At 64.2% G+C, this 16,229-nt stretch carries 15 protein-coding genes; 8 read left to right on the top strand and 7 right to left on the bottom strand.

The window, feature by feature from the left end; translation table 11 throughout:
* Nucleotides 1-4: 4 nt before the first annotated feature.
* The 4 genes from AU465_RS23490 to speB all read right to left on the bottom strand — a co-directional run bounded on the left by AU465_RS23490 (nucleotide 5) and on the right by speB (nucleotide 3,334).
* The gene (locus AU465_RS23490) at nucleotides 5-649 is read right to left on the bottom strand and encodes an amino acid ABC transporter permease (RefSeq protein WP_192253672.1); all 645 of its coding nucleotides are present in this window, start codon (nucleotides 647-649) and stop codon (nucleotides 5-7) included.
* Nucleotides 646-1,314: an amino acid ABC transporter permease gene (locus tag AU465_RS23485; RefSeq protein WP_192253671.1), complete on the bottom strand. Its 669-nt coding sequence runs from the start codon at nucleotides 1,312-1,314 to the stop codon at nucleotides 646-648. The genes AU465_RS23490 and AU465_RS23485 overlap by 4 nt, the downstream gene beginning before the upstream one ends.
* Nucleotides 1,315-1,403: 89 nt before the next feature.
* Nucleotides 1,404-2,204, bottom strand: coding sequence for a transporter substrate-binding domain-containing protein (locus AU465_RS23480; protein ID WP_192253669.1), 801 nt, complete (start codon nucleotides 2,202-2,204; stop codon nucleotides 1,404-1,406).
* 74 nt (nucleotides 2,205-2,278) lie between these two features.
* A complete protein-coding gene (gene speB / locus AU465_RS23475; RefSeq protein WP_192253667.1) occupies nucleotides 2,279-3,334 on the bottom strand; it encodes an agmatinase in 1,056 nt (351 codons plus the stop codon).
* Between the two features lie 215 nt (nucleotides 3,335-3,549).
* Between speB and gcvA the strand changes: the two genes are divergently transcribed.
* The 8 genes from gcvA (at nucleotide 3,550) to AU465_RS23435 (ending at nucleotide 12,710) form a co-directional block, all read left to right on the top strand.
* Entirely contained in the window at nucleotides 3,550-4,524 is a 975-nt protein-coding gene (gcvA, locus tag AU465_RS23470; RefSeq protein ID WP_192253665.1) for a transcriptional regulator GcvA, read from the top strand.
* Nucleotides 4,525-4,752: 228 nt separating this feature from the next.
* Nucleotides 4,753-6,057, top strand: a complete 1,305-nt coding sequence (gene pncB / locus AU465_RS23465; protein WP_192253663.1) for a nicotinate phosphoribosyltransferase — start codon at nucleotides 4,753-4,755, stop codon at nucleotides 6,055-6,057.
* Between the two features lie 306 nt (nucleotides 6,058-6,363).
* Nucleotides 6,364-7,824, top strand: a complete 1,461-nt coding sequence (locus tag AU465_RS23460) for a hypothetical protein (RefSeq protein WP_246506332.1) — start codon at nucleotides 6,364-6,366, stop codon at nucleotides 7,822-7,824.
* A 148-nt stretch (nucleotides 7,825-7,972) separates the two neighbouring features.
* Nucleotides 7,973-9,277 carry an ABC transporter substrate-binding protein gene (locus tag AU465_RS23455; RefSeq protein WP_192253659.1) on the top strand — a complete coding sequence of 435 codons (1,305 nt, stop codon included), beginning with the start codon at nucleotides 7,973-7,975 and terminating at the stop codon, nucleotides 9,275-9,277.
* A 158-nt stretch (nucleotides 9,278-9,435) separates the two neighbouring features.
* Nucleotides 9,436-10,317, top strand: a complete 882-nt coding sequence (locus tag AU465_RS23450) for a branched-chain amino acid ABC transporter permease (RefSeq protein ID WP_192253657.1) — start codon at nucleotides 9,436-9,438, stop codon at nucleotides 10,315-10,317.
* Nucleotides 10,314-11,276, top strand: a complete 963-nt coding sequence (locus tag AU465_RS23445) for a branched-chain amino acid ABC transporter permease (protein WP_192253655.1) — start codon at nucleotides 10,314-10,316, stop codon at nucleotides 11,274-11,276. Before AU465_RS23450 ends, AU465_RS23445 begins: the two co-directional genes overlap by 4 nt.
* Complete coding sequence (locus AU465_RS23440) at nucleotides 11,273-12,001, top strand: ABC transporter ATP-binding protein (RefSeq protein WP_192253653.1); 729 nt, start codon at nucleotides 11,273-11,275, stop codon at nucleotides 11,999-12,001. The genes AU465_RS23445 and AU465_RS23440 overlap by 4 nt, the downstream gene beginning before the upstream one ends.
* Nucleotides 11,994-12,710: an ABC transporter ATP-binding protein gene (locus tag AU465_RS23435; protein ID WP_192253651.1), complete on the top strand. Its 717-nt coding sequence runs from the start codon at nucleotides 11,994-11,996 to the stop codon at nucleotides 12,708-12,710. Before AU465_RS23440 ends, AU465_RS23435 begins: the two co-directional genes overlap by 8 nt.
* A gap of 44 nt (nucleotides 12,711-12,754) precedes the next feature.
* On the opposite strand, the gene AU465_RS23430 is transcribed toward AU465_RS23435, so the two are convergent.
* The 3 genes from AU465_RS23430 to pncA form a co-directional block, all read right to left on the bottom strand.
* Complete coding sequence (locus AU465_RS23430; RefSeq protein ID WP_192253649.1) at nucleotides 12,755-13,717, bottom strand: ornithine cyclodeaminase family protein; 963 nt, start codon at nucleotides 13,715-13,717, stop codon at nucleotides 12,755-12,757.
* A 260-nt stretch (nucleotides 13,718-13,977) separates the two neighbouring features.
* Nucleotides 13,978-15,378, bottom strand: a complete 1,401-nt coding sequence (locus AU465_RS23425; RefSeq protein WP_192253647.1) for a sodium:proton antiporter — start codon at nucleotides 15,376-15,378, stop codon at nucleotides 13,978-13,980.
* Nucleotides 15,379-15,436: 58 nt separating this feature from the next.
* On the bottom strand, nucleotides 15,437-16,051 hold the full coding sequence (pncA, locus tag AU465_RS23420) for a bifunctional nicotinamidase/pyrazinamidase (RefSeq protein ID WP_192253645.1): 615 nt from the start codon (nucleotides 16,049-16,051) through the stop codon (nucleotides 15,437-15,439).
* Nucleotides 16,052-16,229 lie beyond the last annotated feature (178 nt).

The following is a 16,229-nucleotide window of genomic DNA, read 5'->3' as shown; positions in this document are numbered from 1 at the left end:
CGGTTCAATGCGCTGCCGCGCGCTCGAGCCGCCGCGCGTATTGCGTCAGCGGAAAGCACATGACGAAGAAGATCAGCGCCACCATTCCGTAGACGGTGAACGGCTCGAAGGTCGCATTGTTGATGGCGTTTGAGGTCCTGACCAGTTCCTCGAAGCCGATGATCGAGGTCAGCGCCGTCGATTTGATCAGCTGCACCAGGAAGCCGACGGTCGGCGCGCGGGTGATCGAGAACGCCTGCGGCAGGATGATCAGCCTGAGCTCCTGCAGGTAGTGCAGCCCCAGGCTGGCGCCGGCGTCCCACTGGCCGCGCGGCAGCGCGTCGACGCCGCTGCGCCAGATTTCGGCCAGATAGGCGCTGGCAAAGAAGGTGAGGCCGAGCATCGCGGCCGTCCACGGCTCGATGCGCAGCCCAAGCATCGGCAGGCCGAAGAACATAAGGAAGAGCTGCATCAGGAGCGGCGTGCCCTGGAACAGCGCGATGTAACCCGAGGCAACCCGCTTGATCCATTTGTTCTTGGCGATGCGGAAGAACAGCACCGCCAGCCCGACCAGCGCGCCGCCGACGAAGGCGGCCAGCGACAACAGCACCGTCCAGCGGGCGGCGAGCAAGAGGTTGCGCAATATGTCCCAGAAGGTGAATTCGATCATGACACGCCGGCTCCGAGTGCTCGGCGCCCGCCGCTGACCAGCAGCCGGCGCAGCCCCATCGACAGGCCGAGATAGACCATGGTCACCACCAGATAGGTCTCGAAGGCGCGGAAGGTGCGTGCCTGCAGCATGTCGGCCTCATAGGTCAGCTCGCGCACCGCGATCTGCGACACCACCGCCGATTCCAGCATCATGATGACGATCTGGCTGGTCAGCGCTGGGTAGATCACTTTCAGCGCCTGCGGCAGCACGATCTTGATGAAGACCTGTCGGGGCCTGAGGCCGAGCGCCAGTGCCGCCTCCGTCTGCCCACGCGGCACGGCGTCCAGGCCTGCGCCGACGATCTCGATCGTGTAGGCGGCCATGTTGAGCGTCATTGCCAGCATGGCGGCCAGGATCGGATCGAGCCTGACGCCGAGGCTGGGCAGCCCGAAGAAGATGAAGAAGAGCTGCACCAGAAACGGCGTATTGCGCATCACCTCGACATAGGCCGCGATCGCCAGCCTCAGCGGCTTCGGGCCGTTTCTTTTGCCGGCAGCGCCCAGGATGCTGAGGAAGGTCCCCGCCAGCGTGGTGACGGCGATCAGAAGGACCGTCGTCGCCGCGCCGCGCGCGATCGCGCCTGCTGCACCCGCAAGCCAGCCGAAGTCGAGGCTGTAGCCCATGACGATTGGCCCTGTTGGAAAGCGCGTAGCGCAAGAAACAAGTGCGGGAGCGGTTCAGCGCTTCATGGCGAGCTGAACCGCTCGGTAGGTCAATCCTTGAGGTTGTCGGGATTGAGCGGCGTCTTCAGCCATGCCTTCGAGCTCTCGTCCAGCTTGCCGTCGGCCAGCATCTTGGCAACCGCGTCATTCACCGCCTTCTTCAGCCGGTCCTCGTTCTTGTTGAGGCCGATATGCGAGGGCGAGGTGAGCAGCTGGAATTTCTGCTCGGGCTTGAGCGCTTCCTGACGTGCCAGCACCTGCGCGCCGACATCATTGCCGACCACCATCAACTGCGTCTGGCCGGAGATGAAGGCCTGGATGACGGAATTGTAGTTGTCGAAGCGGCGGATGTCGGCCGAAGCGGGTGCCGCCTGGGTCAGCGAGGTGTCCTCAAGCGTGCCGCGGTTGACGGCGATCGACTTGTCGGCGAGGTCTTCCTTGCCTTTGACGGCAAGCTCGGCCGGGCCGATGACGGCGATGTAGTAGGGCGCGTAGGCGGCGGCGAAGTCGATCACCTGCTCACGCTCCTTCGAGTAGCCCACGCTCATCAGGATATCGACTCGCTTGTCGGTGAGATACGGGATGCGGTTCTGGCCGGTGACGCTGACGAGGTTGAGCTTCACCTTCAATGCATCGGCGATCGCCTGCGCCACGTCGATGTCATAGCCCTTGATGCTCATGTCGGCGCTGGCCGACGAGAAGGGCGGGAAGTCCGAAAAGATGCCGACATTGATGGCGCCTGCCTTGGTGATGTCGTCGATGGCGTCGGCTCTCGCCTGCGTGGCGAGGCCGGCCGCACCGAGTATCAGCATTGCCGCGAGCGCGGATTTCAGTGCGTTGCGAAGTGTCATTGTGGTTCCCCTGCTGGAAGCTTGTTTGTTGAAACCGGCCGCCGGCTCCAGCGCGACGGCCGTATTGGTTCGCGTCAGACCTTCTTGATCGCCGGGCTGAACACCATCAGGCTGAGAATCTCGAACAGGACCTGGGCGCCGACATGGGCGGTGTTGGTGGTCGCGTCATATTGCGGCGCCACCTCGACGACGTCGCCGCCGACGATGTTGAGGCCTTTCATGCCGCGCAGCAGCTCGAGCACCTCGCGCGTCGTCAGCCCGCCGACTTCCGGCGTGCCGGTGCCAGGCGCGAAGGCCGGGTCGATGCTGTCGACGTCGAAGGAGATGTAGGTCGGCCCGTCGCCGACGATTTTCCGCGCTTTCTCGATGATGGCAGGGATGCCGAGGCCGGTCACCTCTTCGGCATGCACCACGGTCATGCCGGATTCATAGGTGAACTCCCATAGATACTCGGCCGAGCCGCGAATACCGATCTGGATCGTGCGGGTGGGATCGAGCACGCCGTCCAGCACCGCGTTGCGGAACGGTCCGCCATGATGGAATTTGGTCATGTCGAACAGGCCGCTGGTGTCGCAGTGGGCGTCGATATGGATCATGCCGACCGGTGCCTTTTTGCCGACCGCTTTCAGGATCGGATGGCTGATCGAATGGTCGCCGCCGACCGAGAGCGGCAGGACCCCGGCATCGACGATCTGGTTGGTGCGGTGTTCGATGTCTTCATGGCTGATCTCCAGCCGGTAGCGGCTGCGGAACGGCGTGTCGCCGATGTCGGCGACGCGTAGCTCGTGCGTCGGCGCGCATTCCAGCACGTGGTTGTAGGGGCCGATGCGCTCGATGGCGCGCAGCGCCCTGGGCCCAAAGCGCGCGCCCGGCCGGTTGGTGACGCCGAGGTCCATCGGCACGCCGATCATCGCCACCTGCAAATCGCCGAAATCCGGATTGCCGGCGGCCACCTGCCGGTAGGGCGCGGCAAGGAAGGTCGGGACACCGGAATAGGGCGCGAGCCGCGTGCCGCTCTTCGAAAAGATTTTGTCGGCGACCTTGCGGAACTTCGGGTCGAACATCTCGCCGCCATGGCTCTCGCCATATTTGCGGCGCAACGCTTCGAGCTTGCCGCGATCGTAACCCATGTCCGGTCCTCCTCTGTGATTGCTTGCAGCGCCGCCCGCATGGACGGTTGCCAAGCCGGCCGTTGCCGGTCGGATCGTTGCCCGCCGGCTGCCCTGCGGATTTCACGTCTCTTGAAGCTGTTCCGGGCAAAAGTGTCCGGCAGCCGCATTGAAAAATCAATTGATATTGTTAGGGTCTTTGTTGTGAGAAAATCTCACAAAGTTGGGAGTTGTCCATGGCCAAACGCCTGCCGCCGCTGAACCCGCTTCGCGCCTTCGAGGCAACGGCGCGGCATGCCTCGCTGACCAAAGCGGCGGGCGAGCTCAGCGTCACCCATGGCGCCGTAAGCCATCAGATCAAGGCGCTCGAACAATCGCTCGGCGTGAAGCTGTTCGAGCGCACCGGTCAGCGCGTGAAGCTGACGCCGCATGGCGCCGAGTTCCTGCCGGCGGTTTCGGCCGCCTTCGAGGGCATCGCCGCCGCCACCCAGCGCATGACGAGGCCGGCAAGCGCCGGCGTGCTGTCGGTATCCTGCGTGCCGGCGCTGCTGCTTTTGTGGATGACGCCGCGGCTCGGCTCCTTCACCGCGCAATATCCCGACATCCAGCTCACGCTGATCCCCTCCAACGACGCGAGGGACATTCGCGCGCCGCACATCGATGTTTGCGTGCACTATGGCGACGGCAGCTGGAGCGACTGCTGGATACGCAAATGGTCGGGCCTCGAGCTCTTTCCGGTGGTCAGCCCGACGCTGATCAACAACCGGCCGATCCGCACAATCCGCGATCTCGCCGATCACGTCTTCTTGCATGGCGACGACGGCCGTGAATGGCACACCTGGCTCGCCGCCGCAGACGCACTCGACCTGGAGCGCGGCCGCCGCCATCATCTGGGCGATGCGCGCATGGCGACTGAGGCGGCAGTCCACGGCCATGGTGTGGCGCTCGGCGATTCCGTCACCGCGCGCGCCTTGCTGGCCCGGGGCATGCTCGTCGCGCCCTTCACCCTCTCGGTGCCGGCGGTCGACGATTTTTATGTCGTCTGCCGCAACGAGATGCGCTCGGCGCCGATCGTCCAGCTCTTCATCGACTGGCTGTTCGCCGAGAAGGAACAGGATGAGGGTCGGGCCGATGCGCCGGTGGCCGGCCGTGTGCCGAGCCGCAGGAAGCGACCTGCGCTCAAGGTGATCGGCGCCAGGACGGCGTCCTGACTGCTGGACTTGCATCGCTGCTTTTTGTCAGGCCAGCCGGCAAAGCGGGCAGAACTTTCGGAAATTCGATGCTAAGAGGCTTTCGGAGCAATTCCAGGAAAAGTGCGCAGCGGTTTTCCGTCCGGAATTGCGTGAAGGCAAGAGTGAGCAATTCCAGGAAAGTGCGCAGCGGTTTTCCATCCGGAATTGCTCAACAACAAGGCGAAGCCTGAGCAGTGAAGGCAGGACATGGCAAAGACCGATATAGCGCGGCGTGTCTACAACCACACCTGGAAGCTGGACCCGATTGTCCGCAGCCTGCTGGACACCGATTTCTACAAGCTTTTGATGCTGCAGATGATCTGGGGCATGTACTCCGAGGTGGACGCCACCTTCACGTTGATCAACCGTACCACTTCGGTCCGTCTCGCCGACGAGATCGACGAAGGCGAATTGCGTGAGCAGCTTGACCACGCCCGCACCTTGCGCTTCTCCAAAAAGGAGATGATTTGGCTGGGCGGCAACACCTTCTATGGCCGCAAGCAGATCTTCGAGCCGGAATTCCTCGCCTGGCTGGAGGATTTCCGGCTGCCCGACTACGAACTCACCAAGCGCGATGGCCAGTACGAACTGTCCTTCCCCGGTCCCTGGATGTACACGACGCTCTGGGAAATCCCGGCACTCGCCATCATCAACGAGTTGCGCTCACGTGCCGCCATGCGCTCCTTCGGTCCGTTCGCGCTCGACGTGCTCTATGCCCGCGCCAAGGCCAAGATGTGGGACAAGACCGAGCGGCTGAAAGCGCTGCCCGGCATTCGCATTTCCGATTTCGGCACGCGCCGCCGCCACTCTTTCCTGTGGCAGCGCTGGTGCGTCGAGGCGCTGAAGGAAGGCATCGGCGAGGCCTTCACCGGCACCTCCAACGTGCTTCTGGCCATGGACAACGACCTCGAGGCGCTCGGCACCAACGCGCATGAATTGCCGATGGTTTTTGGCGCGCTTGCCAATTCCGAAGAGGAGTTGCGCGAAGCGCCCTACAAGGTCCTGCAGGACTGGCAGCGCTACTATGGCGGCAACCTTCTGATCGTGCTGCCGGACACATTTGGTACGGCTGCGTTCCTGCGCGATGCGCCGGACTGGATCGCCGACTGGACCGGCTTCCGCCCCGACAGCGCGCCTCCGATCGAAGGCGGCGAGAAGATACTCTCCTGGTGGCGCGAGAAGGGCAAGGACCCGAAACAGAAGCTGCTCATCTTCTCCGACGGACTCGAGGTCGAGACCATCGAGGAGGCCTATCGTCACTTCAAGGGCAAGGTGCGCATGTCCTTCGGCTGGGGCACCAACCTCACCAATGATTTCGAAGGCTGTGCGCCGACCGAGACCAAGAGCCTCGATGCCATCTCGCTGGTCTGCAAGGTCAGCGAAGCCAATGGCCGGCCCGCGGTGAAACTCTCCGACAACCCGGCCAAGGCGACGGGGGATGAGAAGGAGATCAAAAGGTATCTCAGGATCTTTGGCGAGAAGGGGCGCGTAAGGCAGCTGGTCAAGGTGTGAGCACTGGCTGATCTGGTCGCGCCAGTCATATGGAATTTCGCATAAGTTGAGTTCCCGCCCACCCCCCTCTGTCCTGCCCGTCCTCCGCAGCAGCTGCGCTGCAGCTGCGAAGGGTGGACCGGACATCTCCCCCGCAAGGGGGGAGATCGACAGTTCATCCGGGGGGCGCTTCTCCTGGGACGCTGGCGATTGGCGAAAGCGGCGGCGACACGGGAGATCGACAGTTCATCCGGGGGGCGCTTCTCCTGGGACGCTGGCGATTGGCGAAAGCGGCGGCGACAGCCAATCTCCCCCCTTGCGGGGGAGATGTCCGGCAGGACAGAGGGGGGTGCGAAGGATCGCGACGCTGCAGATAATCCCCTCGGGCCTCGATCCCTCGCAGTCGCGTTGGCGCTGACGCCACTCCTCCCCACCCCCGCCTTCGCGCACGCCTCCGACCGCGGCCATGTCCTGCTTCTGCCGACCGGCTACTACATCGCCGGCGGCGCATTGGCGGTGGCCGTCAGCTTCCTCGTCCTGGCGCTGCTGCCGCCCGCCGCTCTCGACCGGATCTGGCGCAGGCACCTGTCCTTGTTCGCCTTCGGCGACGGCCCGCGCACCATCGTCAGCCTGCTTTCCTTTGCCGGCTTCGCGTTGCTGATTGCGGCTGGCATTTTCGGCAGCCGCGATCCGCTCTCCAACCCGCTTCCGCTGGTGATCTGGACGCTGCTCTGGGCCGGCTTCACCCTGCTGCAGGGCGTGTTCGGCGACCTCTGGTCTTGGCTTAACCCGTGGTACGGATTTTGGCGCATCGTGGGCCGGCCGGGCGGCGGAGGCGGTGACGGGACCCAGCCATCGCGCCTGCCGTCATGGCTCGGCCTCTGGCCAGCCTTCGCGCTGTTCTTCGCCTTCGCCTGGTTCGAACTGATCGACCCGGCGCCAGACGATCCATCTCGCTTGGCTCTCGCCGCCGGCATCTACTGGCTGTTCAGCGTCGCCGCCATGCTGGCCTTCGGTTACGAAGACTGGAGTCGGCGCGGCGAATTCCTGACGATCTTCTTCTCCATGGTCGCCCGCTTCGCGCCCTTCCAGCGCGAACAAGGCCGGCTCAGCCTCTGCTGCCCGGGTTCGGAGCTGCTTGCCGCCTCCTCGTTGCCGGCAAGCGGCACGGCTTTTCTCTTGCTGGCCTTGTCGTCGGTATCCTTCGACGGCCTGTCCAAAACCTTCTTCTGGCTCGGACTGTTCGGCATCAATCCGCTGGAGTTTCCCGGCCGCACCGCGCTGATAGGCATCGGCACTTTCGGCCTGGTGCTGGCTTTTGTCTTGCTGGCGGCGATCTTCGCGCTGGCGGTCTTCCTCGGCCAGCGCCTTGCCGGCGGCGAGCATTCATTCGGTGAGGCCGCCGGCCTGCTGGTGTGGTCGATCGTGCCGATCGCGCTGGCCTATCACGTCGCACACTACCTCACAGCGCTGCTCGTCGACGGCCAGTACGCGCTGGTTGCGCTGTCCGATCCCTTCGCGCTCGGCTGGAACCTGATCGGCACCGCCGACATGATGGTCGAGGCGGGCGTCGTGGCCGGCGCCGGGTCGGCCTGGTGGCTGTGGAATCTGCGGGCCGGCGTCATCATCGCCGGCCACGTGCTGGCGGTCCTGATCGCGCATGGGCTCGCCTGGCGACTGCATCCGCAAGCCTCTCGCGCGGGGCTCAGCCAGCTGCCGCTGACGCTTCTGATGATCGCCTACACGATATTCGGCCTATGGCTGCTTGCCACGCCGACGGCGGGATGAGACAAGGGCCGTCATGACGCGAGGGAAGCTCGCTTGCCACGTCATGGCTTTGGTGATTTAGTTTGTACACATGCAATTTTCGCGTCCTCCAAGCGCGGAGGATCGAGCCGCCTTATCGCTGGTCAGACTGAAAAACAGGGGAACGGACATGGCTGACAAGAACGGATTTTTCGACCTCTCCAAGACCACCCTTTCGCGCCGCACCGCGCTGAAAGGCATGGCCGCCGGCGCCGGCCTTGCGCTGGCGCCAGGCTTCGTCCGCTACAGCCAGGCGCAGAGCTCGGCGCCGATCAAGATCGGCTTCCAGTCGCATCGCACCGGCATCGGCGCCGCCTATGGCCGCTGGTATGAGAAGACGAGCGCCGCCGCGGTCAAGGCGATCAACGACGCCGGCGGCATCGGCGGCCGCAAGGTCGAGCTTGTCATCGAGGATGACGGCACCGATCCCGCCCGCGGCGCCGAGGTGGTCGGCAAGTTCGCCAAACAGCACAAGACCGACATCGTCTTCGGCACGCTGTTCTCGCATGTCGTGATCGGTTCGGCGCCCGCCGCCGGCGAGAACAAGATCCCCTATTTCGTGGTCAGCGAAGGCCATCACGTCGCCTCCACCAAGCTCAACCGCTACGTCTTCCAGCCGGGCATCACCGACGTGAAGAGCCAGATCAAGTCGATGGCGCCTTGGATCGCGGCGAACGCCGGCAAGAAGGTGACGCAGATCTTCCCCGACTTCGCCTTCGGCTACGACCATCGCGACTACCTGCCGCCGGCGCTGAAGGCGCAAGGCGCCGACGTCATCGCGCAGATCGCCATCCCGCCGACGGAGAGCTCCTTCACCAAATACTTCCCGCAGATCCCGGCCGAGACGGAAGTCATCTACCACGTCATGGTCGGCCCGGCCGTGCTCACCTTCGTCAAGGAACTCGGCGAGTTTTATGGCTCGCAAAGGCCGCAGCTCTTCGGCTTCATGGATTCGCTTGAGGCCGTCGACATCAACAGCCCCGGCCTTGAATTCCTCGACGGCAGCCATTTCTGGGAAGGGTCGCCGCGCTATGCGCAGCCGGACGATTCCGCCGCGCAGCAAGCCTACCGCGCCGCCGTTGGCATCGACGACAACGGCGCCGCCGTCGGCGATCCCAAGGACGTCTCCACCGCCTCGCACATGTTCGGCTGCTGGGAGACGCTCTACGTCGTCAAGAAGGCGATGGAGGATGCCGGCTACAAGGGGCCTGAGGATCGCGCCAAGCTGGTCGAGGCGACCGAGGCGCTGAAGGAATTCGCCGAAGGGCCGGAGCATCCGCAGGGCCCAAAGACCTTCAACGGCAAGATCCACCAGTGTTTTGGCATCCAGAACATCTCCAAGGTCGAGGGCGGCAAGCTCAAGGTCGTCCACAAGACCAAGATCGAGGACGGCCTCTACGAGCCGGAAGGGGATTACACGACGCAGGCGCTGTGAACGCTTCACCCTCCCCTTGTGGGGAGGGTCGGCGATAGGCTTCGCATTTTGCGAAGCCTATGAGACGGGGTGGGGGCTGCGACGGCCCATGCCCCACCCCCCACCCGACCGCTGCGCGGTCACCCTCCCCACGAGGGGGAGGGTCAAGGGCGCCCTGAATGCACTTCGGACCCCACCTTCTCCTCGCTGCCCTCGAAGGCCTCGTCACCTCCGCCGTGCTGGCGCTTACGGCGCTCGGCCTGTCGCTGGTGTTCGGCGTCATGCGCATCGTTAACGTCGCCCATGGCGAGTTCTTCATGTTGGGCGCGGTGCTCGCCTGGGCGATCTCGACGGCGATATCGGGCCATCCGGCGGTCGGCTTCGTCGCCGCACTTGTGATCGCGCCCTTGTTGGTCGGGCTGGTCGCGTTTCTTGCCGAATGGCTGGTGCTGCGCCGGCTGAACTACAATCCCGAAAGCACCATCGTCGCCACCATCGGCATGCTCTACATCATCCAGCAGCTGGCGCTCACCTTCTACGGCCCCGAGGCGCGCCCGGTCGAGCCGCCCTTCAGCTACCGCATCCTGCTGCCGTGGTTCGGCTATTCCGGCTACAAGCTGTCGGTGGTTGCTGCGTCGGCCATCCTGCTCGTGCTGACTTGGCTGGTGCTGACCCGCACCAGGATCGGCCTGATCATGCGGGCGACCCAGTATGACCGCGAGACGGCGCAGGCCTTCGGCATTCCGGTCGAGCGCATCTACGCCGGTGTCTTCGCCGTCGGCGCCATGCTGGCGGCGATCGCCGCGGTGCTGATCGTGCCGATCAGCCAGGCGCACTACCTGATGGGGCAGGACCCGCTGTTGCTCTCGTTCATCGTCGTCATCATCGGCGGGCTGGGCTCGCTGCGCGGCACCGTGGTCGCCGCCATCTTGATCGGCCTCGCCGACGGCATCGTCTCGATGTTCTTCTCGCCGACACTGGCCAAGATCATCGCCACGCTGGTGGTTGCCATGGTTCTTGTGTTCCGGCCGCAAGGCCTGTTCGGGACCACCCAGCGATGAGGAATGATTCGCCGGCAAAAATCTACGCCCTGCATATCGGCGTCCTCGCGCTTCTGTTCGCGCTGAACTTCGTCCTGCCCGATTATCACCAGGGCCTCTTCGCGCGCATCATGGCGCTGGCCGTCTTCGCCATGGGCTACAATCTGCTCTTCGGCTATGTCGGGCTGCTCAGCCTTGGTCACGCGATGTTCTTCTCGGCCGGCCTCTACGGCGCCGGGCTCGCGGTCTACCATCTCGGCTGGGGCGTGCCGGAAGCCTTCGTTGCCGGTATCGCCTGCGGCGCAGTCCTCGCCTTGGTCATTGGGCTGCTTGCGCTGCGCACCTCGGGCGTCGCCTTCATGATCGTCACCATGATGTTCGCGCAGGTCTTCTATTTGCTCATCCTCTATTTCGCCGCCTGGACCGGCGGCGACCAGGGCCTGGTCGTCCAGCAGGCGTCGCGAATGATCACGATCGGCGGCGCTTCGCTCGACCTGACCAATTCCACCGTGCGCTACATGAGCGCGCTGGCGCTGTTCTCGGTCGTGCTGCTCGCCACCCTTGCCATCGTCCGCTCCCGCTTCGGTCGCGTGCTGGTCGCCATCCGCGAGAATGAGGAGCGCACCAAGATGCTGGGCTACCACACCGTCGCCAACAAGCTCGCAGCCGTCGTTGCCTCCGGCGCCATCTGCGCCGCGTCCGGTGCTGCCTATGCACTGCTGTTCGGCTATATCGGCTCCAGCTTCGCCTCGGTGCAGTATTCGATCCTGCCGTTGCTCTGGGTGCTGCTCGGCGGCGCCGCGACGACGCTCGGACCGCTCATCGGCACGCTGTTCATGTACTATGTCACCGATATCACCAGCGGCTTCACCTCCGCCTATCTGCTGATCGTCGGCGTCGCGCTGATCCTGCTGGTGCTGTTTGCCCCGAAGGGCGTTCTGGGCTCCATCCGCCAGCGCTGGCTGGGGTGGCTGCCGTGACGCCGTTGCTCACCACCAAGGGGCTGTCGCGCCATTTCGGCGGGCTGCGCGCCGTCGACGGCGTCGATTTCGCGCTGATCCCGGGCGAGATCCGCGCCATCATCGGGCCCAACGGCGCCGGCAAGACCACTTTCGTCAGCCTGCTCTCGGGCCGCATCCGCCCGTCCTCCGGCATGATCGTCTTCGACGGCGCCGACATCACGACCATGCCCGCTTACAAAAGAGTTCGCCTCGGCGTCGCCTACACCTTCCAGATCACCAGCGTCTTCGCCAATCTCACGGCATTCGACAATGTCGCGCTACCGGTGCAGCGCACGCTGACCGACAGCCGCTCGAAAGGCGCGGTCAGGACCGGCGTCATGGCGGCGCTGGAGCGCACCGGCCTCGCCGACCGCGCCGGCACGCTGGCCGGGCAGTTGTCCTACGGCCACCAGCGCCTGCTGGAAGTGGCGATGGGCCTGGCGCTGAAGCCAAGACTCCTGATCCTCGACGAACCGACGCAAGGCCTAGCCGACAGCGAGATCGACAACTTCGTCACCCTGGTGCGCGAGATCGCCAGGAACGCCACCGTGCTGCTCATCGAGCACAACATGCCGGTCGTCATGCAGCTTGCCGACCGCATCACCGTCTTCAATTCGGGAAAGATCCTCGCCGAGGGCACGCCGGAGCAGATCCGCGCCAACCCCGAGGTCCAGGATGCTTATCTCGGAGCGACGCATGGCTGAGGCATCGAAGGCGCTCACCATTTCCGGCCTCGACTGCTTCTATGGCGAGGTGCAGGTGCTCTACGGCCTCGACCTCACGCTCAACAAGGGCGAGGTGCTTTGCCTGTTCGGCCGCAACGGTGCCGGCAAGACGACGACGCTGAAGGCGATCATGGGGCTGGTTCCGGCCACGGCAGGCTCGATCAGGCTGAACGGCACGGAATTGACCCGGCTCACCGCGCATGACGTGCCGAAGGCGGGCGTCGCCTATGTGCCGCAGGGCAGGCGGCTGTTTGCCGACATGACGGTGGCGGAAAACATCGAGATCGGCCTGATGGCGCGCGGCAAGGACAGGGCTACGCGTGAAAGAGTCCTCGACCTTTTCCCATTGCTGCGAGAGCGGCTGAAGCAGCGGTCCGGCACGCTCTCCGGCGGCGAGCAGCAGATGCTGGCCATGGCGCGCGCGCTCTGCCTCGAGCCGCAGGTGCTGTTGCTCGACGAGCCGACCGAGGGGTTGATGCCGTCGATGATCGCCAAGATCCGCGAGACGGTGGCGAAGCTGCGCGACCTCGGCGTTTCGACCATCCTGGTCGAGCAGCGGGTCGATGCCGTGCTTTCAGTCGCTGACCGCGTCTCATTCATCGAGAACGGTCGCAACCGCGAGACCGTCGATGTCGAGGCATTGCGCGCCGACCCATCGGCTGTGCGCCGTTATGTCGGCGTAGGATGACTTGGCCCTTACGCAGACCCGTCAAGGGGCCTTCACATCGAACTCTAATCATCCAACGCGCCGCTCGCTTTCGCGCGCACAAATGCCAGCCCGGCAATTGCGAGATCGCCAACCGCCATGCCGCGGAACGCGAATGCTGTTCGCTCATTTGCGCTCTGACGACCCGGCACGTCGCCGCCGACCAAACCTGTCAGGTCGCCGGCGACGAGTTCGGGCCTCACCATCGGCCTGCTCATATGCGCCTCTTGCGCCAAATCGTCTATGACGATGCGATCGAAGACAGCCATGGTCTCAGGCAACCAAGGCAGGGCCAGATCGGTCATGGTTGCGAAGGCTCCGGCCTTCAGCCAACGCGCATCCAAAAATGGAACCGGCTCGGGTATCAAAGTGACTGTCGTCACCACGATGTCAGCAGATTCGATCGCCGCTTTGGCGGTATCACTCGCTACTGCGGTCAGACCACGCCTCTCAGCTATCCGACACAGTGCGTCACGACTGTCTTTGCCCCGACCAAAGGCCCGAATCTCCTGCAGCGGAAAAAGATCGGCCAGAACTTCGAGATGACCGCGCGCCTGAACGCCGCATCCGATGAACGCGACGCACGCCGAGTCGGCCCGGGCCAGACGCCTGGCCGCCACGGCGCTTAGACCCGCCGTGCGTTTCGCAGTAACCCAATTGCCGTCGACCACAGCAAGCGGCTGTCCCGTCTCGCCGTCGAGAAGGGTGACCAGCGAGTTCAGGGTTGCAAGTCCCCGCTCGGGGTTACGGGGGTTGACGACCAGTGATTTGGTCGCCAGCACCCGGGGCTCGGTGGCGACACCGAGAGTTGCCATGATGTAGCGGTCGTCGCCTGGCAGCACCACCGCCTTCGGCGCACACCATACCTCGCCCCGCCGCTGACCGATGATCTGTCGCTCGATTTCGTCGACTACATCGGACGTCGAAATCGTTAGGCTATCCAGGAATTCGGCTGACAGATAGGGCAGGCTCTCGGTTTGGATGGTCATTGGCGCCCCAAGAATAGCTTGCTTTCGATAAGCATTCCTCAGGTTCAATCGAACCTGATCCCGCACCTCTCTTTGCTAATAGCAGAAATTGATGACCGCGCATACGCAAGCGCTATCTCCTACTGGTGGCTCTATGCCGGCGGCCGCTGGCCGATCCCAGCTTCGAAACCGATACGCTGATCACGCGATCTGACAGCCGCCCGACCGCTCCGCGTGATCGCCTTAAAGGGGGCAGAGCGAACCGGTTATGGTTTTTCGGCTCAACCGAAAAACAAAAACCCCGCAATCAAAAACGTCGGGATCAGCACCACGCCCGACCACGCCATGTAGCCGAAGAAGCCCGGCATCTTGAAGCCGCGATGCCTGGCGATGGCAAAGACCATGAAGTTGGGCGCGTTGCCGATATAGGTGTTAGCGCCCATGAACACAGCGCCGACCGAGATCGCGGCAAGCGTCGAGGCAGCCTCCGTCATCAGGTGCCTTGCATCGCCGCCGGCAAGCTCGAAGAACACCAGATAGGTCGGCGCGTTGTCGAGGAAGGACGACAGCGCTCCGGTCAGCCAGAAATAGGCGAGGTTGTTCGGTTGGCCGTCGGCGGAGGTGACGAGCGACACCAGCGGCGCCAGCGCGCCGTCGTGACCTGCCCTCAGGATCGCGATGACCGGCACGATGCAGATGAAGATGCCGGCAAACAATTTCGCCACTTCGGCGATCGGCCCCCAGGTGAAGCCGTTCGCTTCGCGGTGGCTCTTGTAAGACACGCGAAGCGACAGCCAGACCAGCGCCAGGATGATCGCGTCGCGCACGAGGTTCTGCAGTTCGAGGCCGACGCCGAGGATCGGGATGCTGACGCCTGGCTTCCAACTGGCGGAAAGCAGGATCGCGCCGATCACGCCGGCGAGCAGCGGCAGGTTGGCGAGGCCCCGCAGGCGCACCTTGGTGTCCGGCGTAGGATCTTTGATCTTGGGCACGCCGCCCTCGCGGCGATGCAGGACGATGTCGAGCGCCAGGAAGACGACGAGCACCAGCCCGCCGGTGAACAGTGTCTCGCGCCAGAGGTTGGCTGTCGTCCAGAAGAAGTCGACACCGCGCAGGAAGCCGACGAACAGCGGCGGGTCGCCGAGCGGCGTCAGCGAGCCGCCGATGTTGGAGACCAGGAAGATGAAGAAGATCACCACATGCGCGTTGAACGGCCGGTTGTCGTTGGCGCGCAGCATTGGCCGGATCAGGATCATCGAGGCGCCGGTGGTGCCGATGATCGAGGCGAGGATCGCGCCGATTAGCAGCAGGCCGGCATTGACCAATGGCGTGCCGTGGATGTTGCCGGCAAGCAGGATGCCGCCCGAAATCGTGTAGAGCGCGAACAACAGGATGATGAAGGACATGTATTCGGTGAGCAGCGTGTGCAGCACCGCCTCGCCCGCCATAGGCACGCCGAAGGCGATCGCCAGCGGCAGCACCACCAGCGCAGCCCAGGCGGCGGCGATCTTGCCGTAGTGATGCTCCCAGACATGATGGAACAGCAGCGGTCCGGTTGCGATCGAGAGCAGCAGCCCGGCAAAGGGCAGCGCCCACCACAACGACATCGCCGCGCCCGGCAGTTCGTGAGCCTCGGCGGCGAAAGCCGGTTGCGGAAAAGCGATCAGGAGTGCGCCAGCCATGCCTGCCGCCAACGCCTTCGCGAATGTCGTGAAGCCCCCGCGATGCCCCACGGTCCGGTCAGTCCGACAAATGGTCTTCGAGCGTCACGCCGGCCTCGCGCATGCGCGCGATCATCGTGTCGAGCGAGCCGTTGAGGTCGATGCCGCGGCAAGCGTCGAGCCGCACGGTCGCCTTGAAGCCCTGCTTGACCGCGTCGAGCGCCGAATAGGCGACACAGTAATCGGTGGCGAGCCCGACCAGGGTGACGGCATCGATGCCGCGTTCCTCCAGATAGCCGGCGAGGCCGGTCGGCGTCGTATGGTCGTTTTCGAAGAAGGCCGAATAGCTATCGATCGCCGCGCGGAAGCCCTTGCGGATCACCAACTCGGCCTTGGTCCAGGCAAGCCCGGAGTGGAAATCGGAACCGAGGCTGCCCTGGATGCAGTGATCCGGCCAGAGCGTCTGCGGCCCGTAGGGCATCTCGATGGTCTCGAAGGGCTGCTTGCCGGGATGGCTGGAAGCGAAGCTCGAATGGCCAGCGGGGTGCCAGTCCTGCGTCAGGATCACATGATCGGTCCGTCGGATCAGGTCGTTGACCAGCGGCACGATCTCGTCACCGCCGGCAACAGCCAGCGCGCCGCCTGGGCAAAAATCGTTCTGCAGGTCGATGACGATGAGCGCTTCCTCGGCCATGCGGCCTCCCTTCTGTCTCGGCTTGGGGTCCAGTTGACGCGACCGGACACGGAACCTTGACCAGATGGCCGACGGCGTCAACCTCCACTGGCATAACAAAGCCGTAGCGGCCTGTTTGTGACAGCCCTGGCCGGCGGCTTCGCTTTGACAATTGCGGCGAAGTTGATATCATTTGCAT

Origin of the sequence: Mesorhizobium silamurunense (assembly GCF_014843905.1) — a bacterium.
In the GTDB taxonomy this organism is placed as follows: domain Bacteria; phylum Pseudomonadota; class Alphaproteobacteria; order Rhizobiales; family Rhizobiaceae; genus Mesorhizobium; species Mesorhizobium silamurunense.
The sequence above is the reverse complement of the archived record's forward strand: the minus strand, read 5'-3'. Positions and strand labels throughout refer to the sequence as shown.